We start from the raw sequence: 15,684 nt of genomic DNA, 5'->3' as shown, positions 1-15,684 counted from the left end.
GGGAGTATTTTTTAAACAACGGTATACAACTGCTCGACAGAACAAAGCCCCACTGATTCAGTGGGGCTTTGACGTTACATATACACTATAGACTCGTTACTCGATGACGAGTCGCTGCTGCAGTGTTTCTTTTTCTGTCTTCAGCTGGATGAGGTATATACCTTTTTGCCAGCCGGAAACGCTAATCTGTGTCGTTCCTTCTTTCGTTACCGCAGACGTGTGCGATACCTGTCCGGTAGACGTGTTGACAATTTTTATAGCAGCTTGACCAACAGTGCCTTGTACGCTGACACCGATCATTACGCGTGCCGGGTTCGGATATACCGAGAGGGCCATACGCGCCGCTTGTGTCGTGCCGTACACTTCAAACTCGTACAGGGAATAGCCATACGTCGTACCGCGGGCAGTGCCGTTCAAACGTACGTAGCGCGCGGCTACCGCCGTGAGGGCGATGTCATCTGCAGCACCGTCGCCGGTCGTGGTGTTGTATACTTCGTTCCAGGCGTTGCCGTCGGTCGATACTTCGAGCGTGTAGTTTTTTGCATAGGCATTTTCCCACACCAGCTTCACACGGCGGATGTCGTACGTAGCGCCCAGGTCAACCGTTATGAATTGCGGATCAATGCCTTCAAGGCTCGCCCACCGGGTAGCCACGTTGCCATCGATGGCCAGGTTGGCCGGGAAGGTGGCGTCTTCGAGGGAGGACGCTACGGCTGTTTTGTTCAGCGCCAGGTTCACCAGTTGCTCTTCGCTGGCCGGTGTGCCGTATACTTCCACTTCCCACAGGGAGTAGCCATAGACGGTGTTGCGTTGGGTCGCATAGATGCGCACATAGCGGCCAGTGCCTGTTACCGGGATGTCGTTCGTGCCACCTGTGGCGGTGGTTGTGCTGTAGAGCTGTTTCCAGTCGTTGGCAGACGGATTATCAGACACTTGCACGTCAAATGCCTTCGCATACGCGGTCTCCCATACCGTGCGTACGCGGTTGAGGTCGTAGCGTGCGCCGAGGTCGATGTAGATCCATTGCGGATCGCTGAACAATGTCGACCAGCGGGTTGTCAGATTGCCGTCGACAGCATAAGCCTTCACATAGTCTGTGGTCTCTTCTGAAGAAACGGTAACGGGTTTGTTGCGTGCAATGTTCACCGGTGTTACCACGCTGACACTATTGCTTACCGCAGAGCTATTGCCCGCCGCGTCTTTTGCTTTGACGGTAAAGGTATAGGTGGTGTTCTCTACCAGGCCTGTAGCCGTATACGTGGTGCCTGTTGTAGTCGTCACCAGTACACCGTCTTTAAATACATCGTAGCCCGTAACCGCCACGTTGTCGCTCGATGCATTCCAGGCCAGGCTGACGCTGCCGGCGGCCACCGCGGTGCTGCGCAGGTTTGTCGGTGCGGTCGGTGCCTGGTTGTCGGCTTGTGTGCCGTATACTTCCAGGGCGAAGATGGAGTATCCATAGGCTGTGGCACGGGCCGAGGCGGCAATGCGCACATAGCGGCCGGTGGCGCTCAGGCCAGTATGATCATTGACCACCGTGTTGTTACCGGTGACCGCTTTAACTTGTTTCCAGTCGTTGGCGGCGGGGTTGTCCGATACTTGTATTTCATAGGCTGTGGCATACGCGGCTTCCCACGTGATCTTTACCCGGTTGACACTATACGGACCGCCGAGGTCCACATAGATCCACTGATCGTTAGAGAATGTAGACGACCAGCGTGTGCTGTAGCTGGCGTCTACCGCGTACGATGCCGCGTATTGCGGATCTTCCGTAGACGATGCCGTGACGGTTTTGTTCAGCGCCAGGTTGCCCGGCACCGGTGTGGCATTGTTACAAACATTACCGAGCGTATTGTAAATGGAGTTGATGTCGCCGTATTCGGACGCAATGTCCCAGATCATGATACCGGCGGCTGTGGTCTTGGCCAGGTTGGATTTCTGAACGTGTTCTGCCGTAGTGTTGTGCTGGTCGTAGAACGGAACACCGAGCATGCGCTTGTTTTGCGGCACGCCGCGGTTGGTCCAGTATTGCATGGCGTCGCGGGCCATGGAGTACGGGCCATAGCACATGATGTTGAGCAAATCTACGATGCTGACGTTGTCGTAGTTGTCACCATAATAAGCGCTTTCGGCGACCGCTGCTGTAAACAGCTTGCCCATGCCGTGCATGCGGGTAGCGATCACGGGAGCGAGTGCATTCCAGCGTGCTTTTGTGGTCGGATACTCCCAGTCGAGGTCGATGCCGTCGAGGTTGTATTGCGTTACCAATCGCGCGCAAGCCTCGGCCAGACGGTTGATGGACGCCGTGTTGGTAGCGATCGCTTCGAAGGGCGTGTTACCGGGCGATGAATCCAACCACCCCCCTACCGACAGCAGCACTTTTACACCGGCTGCGTGACCACGGGTCACCAGGTCGGTCAGTGCGGCGCCATTACCCACGCCGCCAATGTTACCATCGGTACCGGGAATTACGAAGGCATAACAAATGTGCGTGTACTTGCTGTAGTCAATTTTCGAAGGAGAATTGATGTAGTAGTTTCCGCCGGCTACCCACGAAGGATAGTAGCCTACGACATTGTAGCAGGTCTGCGCGAAGGCGCTACCCGCAAACAACAGCAGTGAGAATAATAGTAGTAGTTTTTGTTTTTGCATATATAGTACGATTTATCGTTTCCGCGCTGTAACTTTTAAGGCTACACTTTTTATATACCCATTAAGGGCTATGACAGCGCGTAAAAGTAAGGAGCAGGTAAGAGTACACTGCTCCGTTTAATAATTGGCGATAACCGTTCAATAATTGCAAAATACCCTTACACAGTCTATCGAAAATGTATCGGGCTCTATCGTTTACTTCAGTTACTCTTCGTATTCAAACTCCCATTGCGCTACGCCGGTGTGCTCACCCGTGTTGTAAGACTTGTAACGAATGGTCTGTTTTACGGGGAGGCCGTTGAGATAAGTATACTCGTGAGAATATGGTACCGAGGTGGGTTTGGCAGGTGTGTAATAACTGCTGCTTTGGCGAACTTTGTTGTTTTTGGATGCGCTTTCGAAGAACATGTCGGTGAAGCCCAGCAGGCTGTAGGGATTGACATTGTCGTCAAATTCATAGTACGTCTCGTTGGCAAAGCGATTGGAGTCGTCGATGGTTTTGCCGTAGACGATGTTGTCGCCGGACATCAACATGCGGTATTTGAACCACCGGCCATTGCTGCTTTGATAAAGCGCGTTGAGGGTGTCTCCTGCTTCGTAGGTAATGGTGACGTCGGTGTCGATGTCTTCGTCCAGGTGGATGGCAGAGACGCGGCCTTTTGTGTCGTACGTATAGTTTGTGGTGCTCATCGAGCCTGTTTCCGTGCGGGTGCGATCGATCCGGGTGACTTTGTTGCCGGCGTAGGTGAATGCGTCGGTCCAGAGGACGTAGAACTTTTCTTCTTCGCTCTCATACGAAGCATATTCTTCGCGTTCGAGGCGGCCGGAGGATGAGTAGAAGAATGTGCGGGAATAGCCGGGACGAAAGGTGCCGTCACTGCGTTGCATGGACATGACGACAGAGAGGAGTCGGGGCTTGGTCTCGGCGGCCTGGTGGTCATCGTCGGAGCTACAGCGTATTACGAGCAGCAACGACAGGGTAAGGTAGATCAGGGGATGTTTCATCGGGGTGTTTTTAGTATTGCAGTATAGTTAACGTGATATTGTTTCATCCGGATGTATTGTAGGAACAAAAAAAGGGCGTCTCAAAAGTCGCAAAAAAATTACTATTGTTCCGATATCTTTGCCGCATGGACGTACGGGAAATCACTGCGGCAGACACATGGTCTATCCGACACCAGGTCATGTGGCCTGACAAACCGATTGGCTATGTACAGCTGGCAGAAGACGAACAGGGACGGCACTTTGGCGTTTATGAAGGCGATCGCCTTGTATCGGTCATTTCTCTTTTTATGGATGGCCAGGAGGCACAATTCAGAAAATTCGCCACGCACACAGACGAACAAGGCAAGGGGTATGGCCGCGCGCTATTGCGGTATCTACTGGATAAGGCCGGCGATTACGGTGTCCGAAGGTTATGGTGCAATGCACGTACATCGAAAGCCGCATTCTACGAAAGGGCTGGCTTTCATAAAACCAACAGTACGTTCTTAAAAGACGGTATAGATTACGTGATCATGGAGCGGCTATTGGGTCAATCCCATTAAGAAAGCGGTTTCTGAATTTTACTCGCCACTCCTTCGGAAAGCATCATGGCGTGTTCGGGGTTTAACCACAGCATCGTTCGTCTGTGCCGCTGCCAATGCTGATTTTCAAATCCCGAGGGTTACTCCCCCACCGAAACAGCCATTAATCGCGTAAATTTTCCGCTATGCACGCAGACGACGTTCCACATCAAATCCCAGGTATTCCCGACAATATTTACGGCGGCTTTGGCCTCCGGCTTGGCTCCCTGCTGCTCGACGGCCTTTTTTGTACCCCAGTTGCGCTCCTGGCCATGTACATTCAATCCTTCGGCGGCGAAGCATACCTGCTGAGCATCCTGCCCATACTGGCATTCAACCTGTGGTACGCGGTGTATCTTCCCGCTCGAAATGGTGGTACACCCGGCAAGCTCATCGCGGGACTTACCATTCTAAAAACTACCGGACAGCCTATTGGCCTAAAGGAGGCCTTTCTGCGAAATATTGTGACATTTGCCCTTTCCATCTTTTCTGTGTTCGTCATGACCACAGCCTTATTCGCCGCCGACATGAATACCTACACCAGCCTCGGCTTTCTGGAGCGTTCCCGCTACCTGATGTCGATGGCACCCTTGCTTTTTACGATAAACACCTGGATAAACAACGTTTGGTTTTACAGCGAATTGATCGTCTTGCTAACCAACAAACAACGTCGCGCGATTCACGACTTCATTGCGGATACCGTAATCGTTAAGACAAAATACCTGCCCCAAATTCAGGCGTACATCAACCCGCCGGCTGAAGATCAGGCAGATGCCGTGGTCACGCAGGGCTAATGCGCAGTCCTGGGGATTGGCGCACGGGTATATATCCGCCGCTCGGCGTTTACGATACGCGATAGCTTTTTCAGTTGTTAGCGCGTCGCACAAGGAAAAGATCATGCACGACGCGGCGGCGGCAGCTAAATAAAAGAAGAACGCTCCTGCGTGTATAATAGCGTAAGCTTGTGCATGGCCCGCGTGCAGGCGATGTAGAGCATACTTTTGTCGACGGCGGTGTTGTAGTTACGGGCCGACACAAAAGGAACAACGACTTCATCAAACTCCAACCCTTTTGACAGGTGGGCGGTGGTAATAATGACGCCTTCGTGAAAGGCTGTACTGTCGGTTGTCAGCAAATGTACATGCGGTGAACGGAGTTCATTATACAGGTAAGCAGCCTGGTCGCGCGTCTTGGCAATGATACCAAGGGATTGATAGCCGGCTTCTTTATAGGTGGCAACATGATGTTTGATGGCGGCAGCTTCTTCCGCATTGCTCTCAAAACCTTTTACTTGCGGTTCTTCGCCGTGGCGCTCCATGGGCAGGAGGTCGGGGTTGCGGAACAGGCGTTGTGCGAAGGCGGTAATCTCCAACGTGGAGCGATAGCTTCTTAAAAGCTTTACCACATCGCCTTGCGGAAACACACGCTCGATCGTTTCCGCCGAAGATGCGCTGTACGGATTCACTTGCTGGCTGACATCGCCCAGAATGGTCTTGCGGCATTTGAACAAGCGCGACAGCACCGCGTACTGAATGGCCGTGTAGTCTTGCATCTCGTCGATCAGCAAGTGTTTTACGTGATCGTAGGCGGGTATGCCTTCCATGCGTATTTTACAATAGATCAGCGGGAAAACATCGGAATACTCCAACACCTCACCCGGCATCATGCGGAACATCTCGGGCTTGCCAATGAATTTATAGAACTCCCGGTATACTTCCATGACGTTGGTCAGCTTGAAGATGCGCGGCACGGCCTCCCATACTTTTGCTTTTTCCTGGCCGCTGAGCTTACGGTTTGTCTGACTGCGGATGTGTTGGAATACATCTTTGACTACTTCCGGAAACCGCTTCAGGAGCGGTACCCGATGGTATGTTTTTACGCGCTCCTGGATGAACGGCCAGGGCACGATCACGCCGGCGACGCGAATCTCCGTTTCGTTGAAGTAGTGATTTTCGAGGTGAATGATAAAGCGGTTGAGCTGACTGAGAAACTCGGGGGACGCTTTGAATTTAATGCGCTCAATGAAGGCAGCATCGGGATTTTCCAACACGGCATATACCTGCTCAAAGAAGGTCTGGAACCGTGACTTGTTTTCCAGCAGTGTATCGGCGAGCTCGTCCATGCCCATTTCGGGGATCTGCTCCTCTCCCAGCTCGGGCAATACGTTGGAGATGTAGTCAGCAAAGACTTTGTTGGGTGATATGATCAGGATGTCTTTGGCGGAAATCTCTTCGCGGAAGCGGTATAACAGAAAGGCTATACGGTGCAGCGCGATGGACGTCTTTCCGGAGCCGGCCACTCCCTGGATGATCATGACCGGAGCCGTTTCGTTACGGATCACAGCGTTCTGGTCGCGCTGAATCGTGGCCACGATGTTTTTCATCTTCTCATCCGAGGCCTTGCTTAGTTCCTTCTGCAACACGTCGTCGTGGATGTTGACCGAGTTTTCGATCATAAACTCCATCTGACCTTCGCGGATCTTGTACTGGCGTTTAATCGTGATCTCACCATTGACCTTACCGCCCGGCGTCGTATACCAACCCGGACCAAGCTCGAAGTCGTAGAACATCGACGATACGGGAGCACGCCAGTCGTAGATGAGGTTTGCACGCTCGTCGGCAAAGGAGTAGATGCCGATGTATACCAGACTCTCCTTGTCTTTGCCCTCTTGTAAAAAGTCGATGCGGCCGAAGTACGGGGATTGTCCCAGTTTGAGCAGCTTGCGTTTTCGGGACACGGCCGACTCGCCTGTGTAGGCCATACGGTTGATCGACTGCTCGGAAGCTACCATGTCGGCTTCATCCATGCCCGACTGGTGCTCATACAGGTATTCCTTGCTCTGCTGTAGCTCGGCCGAATAACTACGCACTGTATCATCTGCACGCCGGATGGCATACAGCAGTTTTTCCTTTATGACTTCGAGATATTCGCGCTCTTCCTGCTCTGTACGATGGATCATCGCGCAAAGGTAACACGATTTTGAAGAAAAGCGCCGGTAGCGACGGCGTCGCTTATTCCGCTATGGCTTCTGCCGGCTTGTCGACCAGCGCATATTCCAGGCCCCAATCCCGCAGCACGGTCAGAGCAGGCATCAGGGCTTTCGCTTTGGGGGTGAGAAAGTATTCTACGCGGGGCGGTATTTCGGGATAGATCACACGCTCCAGCAGCCCGTCGCGCTCGAGGTCGCGCAGCTGGGTGGTGAGCATTTGTTTGCTGATGTCTTTCATCATCATGCTCATTTTACCAAAGCGGTTGATGCCGTTGCTGACCAGGTAAATGACCAGCATTTTCCACTTCCCGCCGATGATTTCCAGTGTTGCCGTTACGGGGCAGTTCTCCAGGTCTTTTATCTTTACCGTCATAACTAGTTGGTTTTCAGTATTAGTCCATAAATACAGACTAGATCATAAAAAAGTATCTACTAACAAATATAAGACTGTCCCGTTAGTATTGCAACACCATTTCTGTTCGCGACAAGTGGCTGCGTGATTTCATTCTCACAGTTTAAAAACTTATGTATTCCATGAAAAAGTATGTCATTACCGGATCGATCGGGCACATCAGCAAGCCTGTCGTAGAGGGCCTGGTGAAAGCCGGAAAAGAAGTGAACGTTATTACCAGCGATGCCGCCAGGGTATCCGCGATCGAGGCCCTGGGGGCAAAGGCCCTGGTGGGTTCTGTGTCCGATCGCGACTTTGTCAAGCGTGCGTTTCGCGACGCCGATGTGGTATATACCATGATCCCGCCCATCTGGCAAACAAGCGACTGGCGCGCGGCGCAAAACGAAGTGGCTAGAATCTACACCGAAGCGCTGCAGGGCAGCACTGTAAAGTATGTGGTTAACCTGAGCAGCATCGGCGCGCACCTCGGCAACGGTGTAGGGCCGGTAGACGGCCTGGCAGATTTTGAAAAGATGCTAAACGGTTTACCTGGTATACAGGTGAAGCATCTACGCCCTGGCTATTTCTTTTATAATTTCATTACGCAAATCGGCCTCATCAACCATGCCGGTATACTGGGTGACAATTTCGGATTAGAAGGTCAGAAGATCCCGCTGGTACACACACGCGATATTGCCGCGGTGGCATTGGAAGAATTGCTCAACGTATCTTTTGCCGGCAAATCGTTCCGGTATATTCTGAGCGACCACCGTACGATGCAGGACGCGGCACGTGTCCTCGGACAAGCCATTGGCAAAAACATACCCTGGGTTGTCTTTACGGATGAACAAGCGTTGAAGGGAGCATTGGATGCCGGAGTGCCGGCGTCGCATGCCGGACCGTTTATCGAGATGGGCGCCATGTTGCGTAGCGGACGGATGCAGGAGGATCTGGAAAAACACGCTCCTACCCCCGGGTCGACAAAGCTTGAAGATTTTGCGTCTGAATTTCAGGCGGCCTTTACGGCAGCTTCGTAACATGGAAAAGAGCAGAGGCTGTCACAACACCTTAGCGACAGCCTCACGCTCTTCTTCTTAACCTAACTCTTTCGCCTCTATCGATTATAGTCGTTGCGGGGTTGATTCCCCATTTGCAATGTTAGCGTGCCCCCTTTCCTGATGTCGTCGAGGGCGATGAATGGTTTCTTTACCTTTCGGCCATCGAAGCTCATAGACTGCACATAGATATTACCACCGCCATTGTTCTGCGTTTCGATGACGAACTCTTTGCCTGTAGCATACGGTGCGCGTAGCTGGATTGTGATCTTGTCGAATACGGGACTGGCGATGCCAAGCGTTGGTTTTAGGTCTGTGAGGCCTTTGACGTCGAACAGGCCCATGCTGGCAACAACGTACCAGGCACCCAGTTGCCCCTGATCTTCGTCCTGGCCGTAGCCATAGCCGTGGATGCCGGTGGTTCCGTAAAACTCATGGCAAATGGCGCGTACCCACTTCTGTGTAAGCGACGGTTTTCCTGAATAGTTAAAAAGCCAGGATATATGCAGGTTGGGCTGGTTGCCATGGTTATATAGGCCTGCCAGACCGGAGAAGGCGTCGAGTGTGGTGCCACCACCGAAGGCATTCTTTTGCGATAGTGTAAAGATGCTATCGAGGCGCGCGTTGAACTTTTCCTGGCCGATCTTTTTGATCAGGGCCTCTGGATCATGCGGCACGTAGAACGTATACTGCCACGCGTTCCCTTCCTGGAATCCGCGCCAGGGTTCGCCGGGTTTAAAATTGTCGATAAATTTGCCTTCGGCAGTCTTTGGATGAACAAGCTTTAATGCGGGGTCATAAATCTGTTCCCACCCGCGGGATAGGCGCAGAAGTTTTTCATAGTCGTCTTTTTTGCCCAGGGCTTTGGCCCACTGCGCGACGGCATAGGCGCTGAAGGAATATTCCAGGGTGTGCGATGCCGAGAACTTCCACATCTCTTCCCAGTCATTGCCTTTGTCGAGGTGCGGAACGTAGCCATACTTTACAAACTGATCGACGTCCAACTTACCGGCGCCCCGCGGGCGATTCTTGCCCTCGACCTCGTTCTTGAGCGACGCCTGGTACGCCTGGTTTACGTCGAAGTCGCGGATGCCCGCCATGTAGGCGCTGGCCATGACAAGGCTGACGAAGTTGGTACCCACGCCCGAGACATAGCGGCTGTTGGCAATCCCGTCACCAAGCCAGCCCGCATCTTTATAGACCAGCAACTGGCTTTTGACGAAGTCGGAATAGTACTCGGGATAAGCGATGGCCCATAGTTGTGTGAGGTTCCAGAAGGCTCCCCACACGGCGTCGGTGTTGTAGTGATGGTGCACGGGGTTGCCACTGGCGTCGAGTGCTATTTGTCCAACGGCGCCGTCGTTCTTAGGATACGCGCCGTTTACGTCACTCGCGAGGCCTCGGCCCAGCAAGGCATGGAATAAGCCGGTATAAAACTTCACTTTGTCTTCGCGCACCTTCCCTTCGACTTTAATGCGTCCGAGGTAGTCGTTCCAGGTGGCGTGTGCCTGCGCCCGGGCCTGGTCGAAGGTAAGCTCCCGTGCTTCGGTTTGCAGATTCAACCGCGCGTTGTCAATGGACGTGTAGGAGAAGCCGGCTTTGATGGTGATGCTTTCCTGGTCTTTGGTGGTGAAGGTCAGGTATACACCGGCACCTTGACCTGTTTGCTCTGTTACGCCCGGTCGTGCTGTTGCTCCCTGGAATACACCCACGGCCGCGGGCTTCTTGTCTACTACTGCCGAGAAGTACATGCTTACTTCTGCACCGGGTTGATACTTTTGTACGTATACCGGCAGCGTAGTAACAAACCCCTCGATGCGGCCATCGGGTGTGATGTATACGCGGGCGTCTTTCACGTTTCCGCTTTCGCCTTGTTTGTTGCCGATATCAAACAAAATGTGTGACTGGTTGCCGGCGGGGAACGTATAGCGATGCAAGGCTACGCGTTTGGTAGCGGTAAGCTCTGCTTTTATACCGTGGTCTTTTAATATCACGGAGTAATAGCCGGGGGTCGCTACTTCGTCTTTCCGGTCGAATCGCGAGCGATAGCCCTCTTCGGGGTTCTCCAGTTTGCCGGGAATGGTTTTGAGTGTTCCGGTTGAGGCCATGAACACCATGCCGCCCACCTGAAACTCGTGCAGGTTCGGGAACCCCTCGATGGACTCGTGGCGGTGGTCATACCCTACGGCTTCCCAACCGCTTACGTTGCCGTAATGCGCATTGGTGGCCGGTGCAGGCTTCGCCATGCCGAACGGTACCGCAGATGGTGTATAAAAGAACCAGCGGCTGTGGGCCGTGCCGATGTTCGGATCGACAAACTGCGTATAATCTTCTTGTGCCAGGGCCGCCGTGGCGACGGTTGTCAGCAGGCACGCGGTCAGTATTGTTTTCAGGGATGGTATACGCATGGAAGTTTATTTTGCTTTGCCAGGTTCAATGCCCCACTGCATATTCGGCTTGTTGCCCATCACTAATGTCAGCGTGCCACCTTGTAGTAAATCCTTTGCCGGGAATTTAAAAGAGGTAAGCGGCTTGCCGTTGAGTGTGGCCGATTGCACGTATTTGTTGTTGCGTGATGCATTCTTTGCTTCGATTACAAATTGCTTGCCGCGACCGTAACGTCCGCCGAGGTCGATCACGATCTGTTCATACAGCGGACTGGCGATTTCGTATACCGGTTCTGTACGACACCCCCCGTCGGTTTGAAAGAGGCCTATTGACGCCATCACAAACCACGCGCTCATCTGCCCCTGGTCTTCATCACCCAGGTAGGCATTTGCCATGCCGCCACCATAATATTCTTCCAGGATCGAGCGGCTCCACTTCTGCGTCAGCCACGGGTAGCCTACCCAATTAAACAAGAAGGCAAAGTGCATGGATTGCTGGTTGCCTTGCACGACCGGGTAATCCCAATACTGGTCGTTGGGCGCATTGTAGCGCCAGGGCTCACTGGCTACGAAACCCCAGTGGAGCCGATCGACAAATGTCTTCTGTCCAACCACGTTCGCGAGGGCCGGTACATCTTGCGGCACAAAGAAGCTCAACTGCCAGGAGTTTCCTTCTACGTAGTGGTGGTTGCGGCCGGACTGGAAAGGATCGAACGGCTCGGTGAACACACCTTTGCTGTCGCGCAGTTGCGCATAGCCGTTCTTCGGGTTAAAAGCATTCCGCCACCATTCGCCACGCGCGGCAAAAACTTTGTAGTCTGCATCTTTGCCCAATGCTTTCGCGAACTGCGACACCGTCCAGTCGTCGTACGAATATTCAAGCGAATTGGAGAACCGCCCAAGGTCGGACGGCACATATTTATACTTCATGTACGCCACCAGATCGCGGTTGCCCGCGAAGCCTCCCGCCACAGGGCCGGCGGGTGTCGTCTGCATTTTCTTCATGGCCTGGAAGGCCTTCTCGGCATCGAAGTCGCGGACGCCCATCTGGTAAGCCGATACCATCAACGGTATTTCGTGCTCGGCCACCATCACCGGTATATATTCCATACCGGCAGGGCCCTTTGCCAACCAGCCGCTTACATCGTACATCGCCAGCTGCGAGTTCACCCACTTCGACGACCACTCCGGTGTCGCCAGGTTCCACAACTGATTCAGGTTCCAGAATGTATTCCAGAAGGCGTCACATCCCAGGGCCAGGTGGTTGGGGTTGGTGAATTTCTGTTTCGTTTCGTCCGGCGCCATCCACTCGCCGTTCACATCGCTCCACGTATTGCGGCATAGCGAACGGAAGAAGTTGGTATAGAAACGCACTTTCTCCAGCCTGTTATCGGTTGTGACGGTGATACGCGACAGGTAGTTGTTCCACACGCTCTTTTGGTTCTCTACCACGGCATCGTACTTCCAGCCGAAGGGTTTAGTAATTTCCTTTTCCAGGTTTTCACCCGCGTTCGCAATGCTCACCAGCGATATGCCCGAGCGGGCCTGTACGACAGCTGATTTCTTAGTATCAAACTCGACGTATACACCGGCGTCCTTCAGGTCTTTGCCTTGCAGCTTGCTAATGTCTACCTGCTCATCGTTGAGCCAGCCACCGATCTTCTTGATGGGTTGGTCAAATTCGATAACGAAGTTGACAGTGTATTCCTGGTCAGCATCATCGCTCCACACGGTGGGGCGCGGTGATATCTGGTGGCTGCGACCCTCGATACGATAGTCGCTCATTTTCCTGATCTCAACGTCTAATAATTTATAGTCATATTCGGCCTGCACGTGCAGGTCGATCATGACACGGCCATCCTGGTCTTTCGGGAAGGTATAACGTTGGAAGCCGGCACGCTCTGTGGCTGTTACTTCGGCCCAGATACGTGTATCAGGCATATATACTTTGTAATATCCCAGCGGAGCTTCTTCTGTAGCCTTGTCGATACGCGATCGGTAGCCACCGTCCGGATCGAACTGGTCGCCTACTTTGGTTTGCAAGGCACCGTTGGTCGGCATCATGCCGAGGCCGGCCATAGTCCACTCGTGGATGTGTGTAAAGCTGCCAATGGTCTCGAAGGTAGGTTGATAACCAGCCTGCCAGCCGATGTTCTGGTTATCAGGGCTGAGCTTTACCATGCTGAAGGGCATCCATGGTCCGGGTGCGATCATCCAGCGTGAGTGCGCCGTGCCGATGCGGGTGTCGACATAATCCGCCGGCGTTTGTATTTTACCAGCCGCACGTTGGATGGAGCCGGCTTCCATTTCTTTGCCATTCACCAGAATGCGGTACTGGCTTGTCGTCTGTTTGGTAACGGCCGGCATAGGCGCTTCGAGTTGATAACGGGCCGAGTCCAGGGTGCTTTGTAATATCGTCTTGCCGTCGAGCTGTACTTCAAGGCGGGGGGTGCCCGCCAGATGTTCTACGTCTACCAACAGTGGCTGAATGTTTTTCTTTCCGCTTTTTACTTCATAGGATGCGGGTTTTACACTGCGCAAAAAAACGTCGTCGTTGGCCGTCAGCGTAACGCCGTTCGGGCCTTCCAGTCGTATATGATCAAATACTACCCACGAACCTTCCAGCACGGTGATCATGATTGCATTGCCGCCACGGCGGATCACGCCGTCGCGCAACGGGATCTCCAGAATCCGTTCGGCGTTTGCCGGGATGTTCCCGATCAACGATGCGTCGGAGCTGCCTTTCAATAAGAACTTCTCGAATTGCTGTTCATTGATACCGACCTTGAGGAGCGACTTGCCGGGGTGCGTGTCAACCAGGTCGATGACGAGTTTCCAGGGGCCACCGGCGGGCAATGTTTTTATACCAAACAGAATGTTGATCTCGTGTGTACGCCAGCCCGACGTACCCCACGTTCCACCCCAGGTGTCATCGGGGCCGGGCAGCACATACGGAAAGTCTCTCGTGGCATCCGAACGTCCGACCAGGAAAAAACGGTCCTCGAATCCGAAGTCCTTACTTAAGAATTTTTTATAGTCTACCGGACCCAGGGCCAGGTCGGCACCCGAGTTGTCGTTCTTGCCAATACTCCAAATATCGGTCGCTACGGCACGATCCACGCCGATCAGGGCAAATAGACCTAGCAAAAGTATTCTTTTCATCATGCTATTGTTTAAAACTTCTTCCGCTGGCTCCTACCCTTTCTTTTTCCAAATCTGCTCAATCTCTTCCAGGGTCTTCCCTTTCGTTTCGGGAATCATCCGGTACGAGAAGACCAGTAGTATGACAGCGTTGACCATGAAGATCCAAAATGTATAGGCGCCGCCCAGCTGCTCCATCATCACGGGCGTCCACTGCGTGATCAGCGCCACGCCGATCCACAGTACGACGGTGGCCAATGACATGGCTACACCGCGTGTTTTCGTAGGGAATATTTCAGAGATGATAACCCAGGGAATGGGTCCAAGCGAAGATGCGAACGAAGCGATGTAACCAATGATGAACACCATCAGCCAGGTGTTGTTGCCTACCTGCAGGTAAAACAACAGGCCAATGGCCGCCAGGCAGATGACCATACCCGACACACCCCACAACAACAGTGAGCGCCGGCCAATCTTGTCAATAAAAGCGATAGCCACGAACGTAAAGATCGTGTTGGTGGTCCCGATGATGACGGTCTGCACCAGCGCCGCATCCTGGCCCATGCCAATACTTTTTAAAATCTCCGGAGCATAATAAATAATTGCATTGATACCTGTTATCTGCGAGAACAATGCCAGTACGACACCTACGATCAACGCTGCGCGCAGTCCTTTAGAGAACAACTCGCGGACAGTACCTTTTTCCTCGTGCAGTGTAGTAAGAATGTCTTGCAGCACGATGCGCGCCTGGATGTCACCGTTGAGCTTCTTCAGAATCTTCAATGCTTCATCGATCCGGTTTTTGCTCGCCAGCCAACGCGGACTTTCCGGCACGAAGAAGAGCAGGCCGAAAAAGATGATTGCCGGCACTACTTCCGAGCCCAGCATATACCGCCAGCCCAGCTCTACGTTCCAGGCTTCGTTACCCATGCTGGCGATCTTCATGTTGATGAAGTAGATCAGGTTTATGCCGATCACAATCGCCAGCTGATACAGCGTCACCAGTATGCCGCGGTACTTCGCCGGCGCGATCTCGGCAATGTACAATGGTGACAACATCGACGCGGCGCCCACGGCAATGCCATTAATAAACCGGGCGATAACAAACTGCGTGAGGTCCACCGGAATGGCCGAGCCCACCGCCGAGACGGCAAAGATGATGGCGGTCAGGACCAGTACTTTCTTGCGGCCGATGGCATCGCTGACGTAGCCTGTACAGAGTACACCGAAGATACATCCCCAGATAGCGCTGGATGCTGCCCAGCCCGTCATGGCAGCGGAAAGTTGAAACTTGGTTTGCAGATAACCAATGGCGCCGGCGATCACTGCTGTATCGTATCCAAACAGCAGGCCGCCAAAGGCTGCTACGAGCGATATCGTTACAACAAACCGCATATTGGCACGGGGGCTTTCATTGACCGGGCCGGCCTTTTCTATTTCTGCTGCTTTTGCGTTCACATCCATAAGACATAAAAATTTAGCGCCGCCCTATATCCTCTCGTAT

At 53.1% G+C, this 15,684-nt stretch carries 10 protein-coding genes; 3 read left to right on the top strand and 7 right to left on the bottom strand.

Features of this window, described 5'->3' with window-relative positions:
- Window positions 1-96 precede the first annotated feature (96 nt).
- Window positions 97-2,652 carry a discoidin domain-containing protein gene (locus K7P01_RS23925; protein ID WP_267297107.1) on the bottom strand — a complete coding sequence of 852 codons (2,556 nt, stop codon included), beginning with the start codon at window positions 2,650-2,652 and terminating at the stop codon, window positions 97-99.
- Window positions 2,653-2,856: 204 nt separating this feature from the next.
- Window positions 2,857-3,657, bottom strand: coding sequence for a hypothetical protein (locus tag K7P01_RS23920; protein ID WP_267297106.1), 801 nt, complete (start codon window positions 3,655-3,657; stop codon window positions 2,857-2,859).
- A 125-nt stretch (window positions 3,658-3,782) separates the two neighbouring features.
- Between K7P01_RS23920 and K7P01_RS23915 the strand changes: the two genes are divergently transcribed.
- Both K7P01_RS23915 and K7P01_RS23910 read left to right on the top strand, forming a co-directional pair.
- Window positions 3,783-4,199, top strand: coding sequence for a GNAT family N-acetyltransferase (locus K7P01_RS23915; protein ID WP_267297105.1), 417 nt, complete (start codon window positions 3,783-3,785; stop codon window positions 4,197-4,199).
- Between the two features lie 164 nt (window positions 4,200-4,363).
- The gene (locus K7P01_RS23910; RefSeq protein ID WP_267297104.1) at window positions 4,364-5,011 is read left to right on the top strand and encodes an RDD family protein; all 648 of its coding nucleotides are present in this window, start codon (window positions 4,364-4,366) and stop codon (window positions 5,009-5,011) included.
- A gap of 125 nt (window positions 5,012-5,136) precedes the next feature.
- Here the strand turns inward: K7P01_RS23910 and K7P01_RS23905 are convergent, their stop codons facing one another.
- Window positions 5,137-7,176 (bottom strand): HelD family protein, encoded by a 2,040-nt coding sequence (locus K7P01_RS23905; RefSeq protein WP_267297103.1) that lies wholly within the window; start codon window positions 7,174-7,176, stop codon window positions 5,137-5,139.
- Between the two features lie 52 nt (window positions 7,177-7,228).
- The gene (locus K7P01_RS23900) at window positions 7,229-7,579 is read right to left on the bottom strand and encodes a winged helix-turn-helix transcriptional regulator (RefSeq protein ID WP_267297102.1); all 351 of its coding nucleotides are present in this window, start codon (window positions 7,577-7,579) and stop codon (window positions 7,229-7,231) included.
- A gap of 161 nt (window positions 7,580-7,740) precedes the next feature.
- Here K7P01_RS23900 and K7P01_RS23895 point away from each other — a divergent pair, with 161 nt between their 5' ends.
- Window positions 7,741-8,634, top strand: a complete 894-nt coding sequence (locus tag K7P01_RS23895) for an NmrA family NAD(P)-binding protein (RefSeq protein ID WP_267297101.1) — start codon at window positions 7,741-7,743, stop codon at window positions 8,632-8,634.
- 77 nt (window positions 8,635-8,711) lie between these two features.
- On the opposite strand, the gene K7P01_RS23890 is transcribed toward K7P01_RS23895, so the two are convergent.
- Genes K7P01_RS23890 through K7P01_RS23880 form a run of 3 tightly spaced genes read right to left on the bottom strand, consistent with a single transcriptional unit; the run spans window position 8,712 to window position 15,644 of the window.
- On the bottom strand, window positions 8,712-11,060 hold the full coding sequence (locus K7P01_RS23890) for a GH92 family glycosyl hydrolase (protein WP_267297100.1): 2,349 nt from the start codon (window positions 11,058-11,060) through the stop codon (window positions 8,712-8,714).
- 6 nt (window positions 11,061-11,066) lie between these two features.
- Window positions 11,067-14,201 carry a GH92 family glycosyl hydrolase gene (locus tag K7P01_RS23885; protein WP_267297099.1) on the bottom strand — a complete coding sequence of 1,045 codons (3,135 nt, stop codon included), beginning with the start codon at window positions 14,199-14,201 and terminating at the stop codon, window positions 11,067-11,069.
- Between the two features lie 33 nt (window positions 14,202-14,234).
- Window positions 14,235-15,644: a sugar porter family MFS transporter gene (locus K7P01_RS23880; RefSeq protein ID WP_267297098.1), complete on the bottom strand. Its 1,410-nt coding sequence runs from the start codon at window positions 15,642-15,644 to the stop codon at window positions 14,235-14,237.
- Window positions 15,645-15,684 lie beyond the last annotated feature (40 nt).

Source organism: Parachryseolinea silvisoli, assembly GCF_021190955.1.
In the GTDB taxonomy this organism is placed as follows: Bacteria; Bacteroidota; Bacteroidia; order Cytophagales; family Cyclobacteriaceae; genus Ohtaekwangia; species Ohtaekwangia silvisoli.
This window is presented reverse-complemented; position numbering and strand designations above follow the sequence as displayed.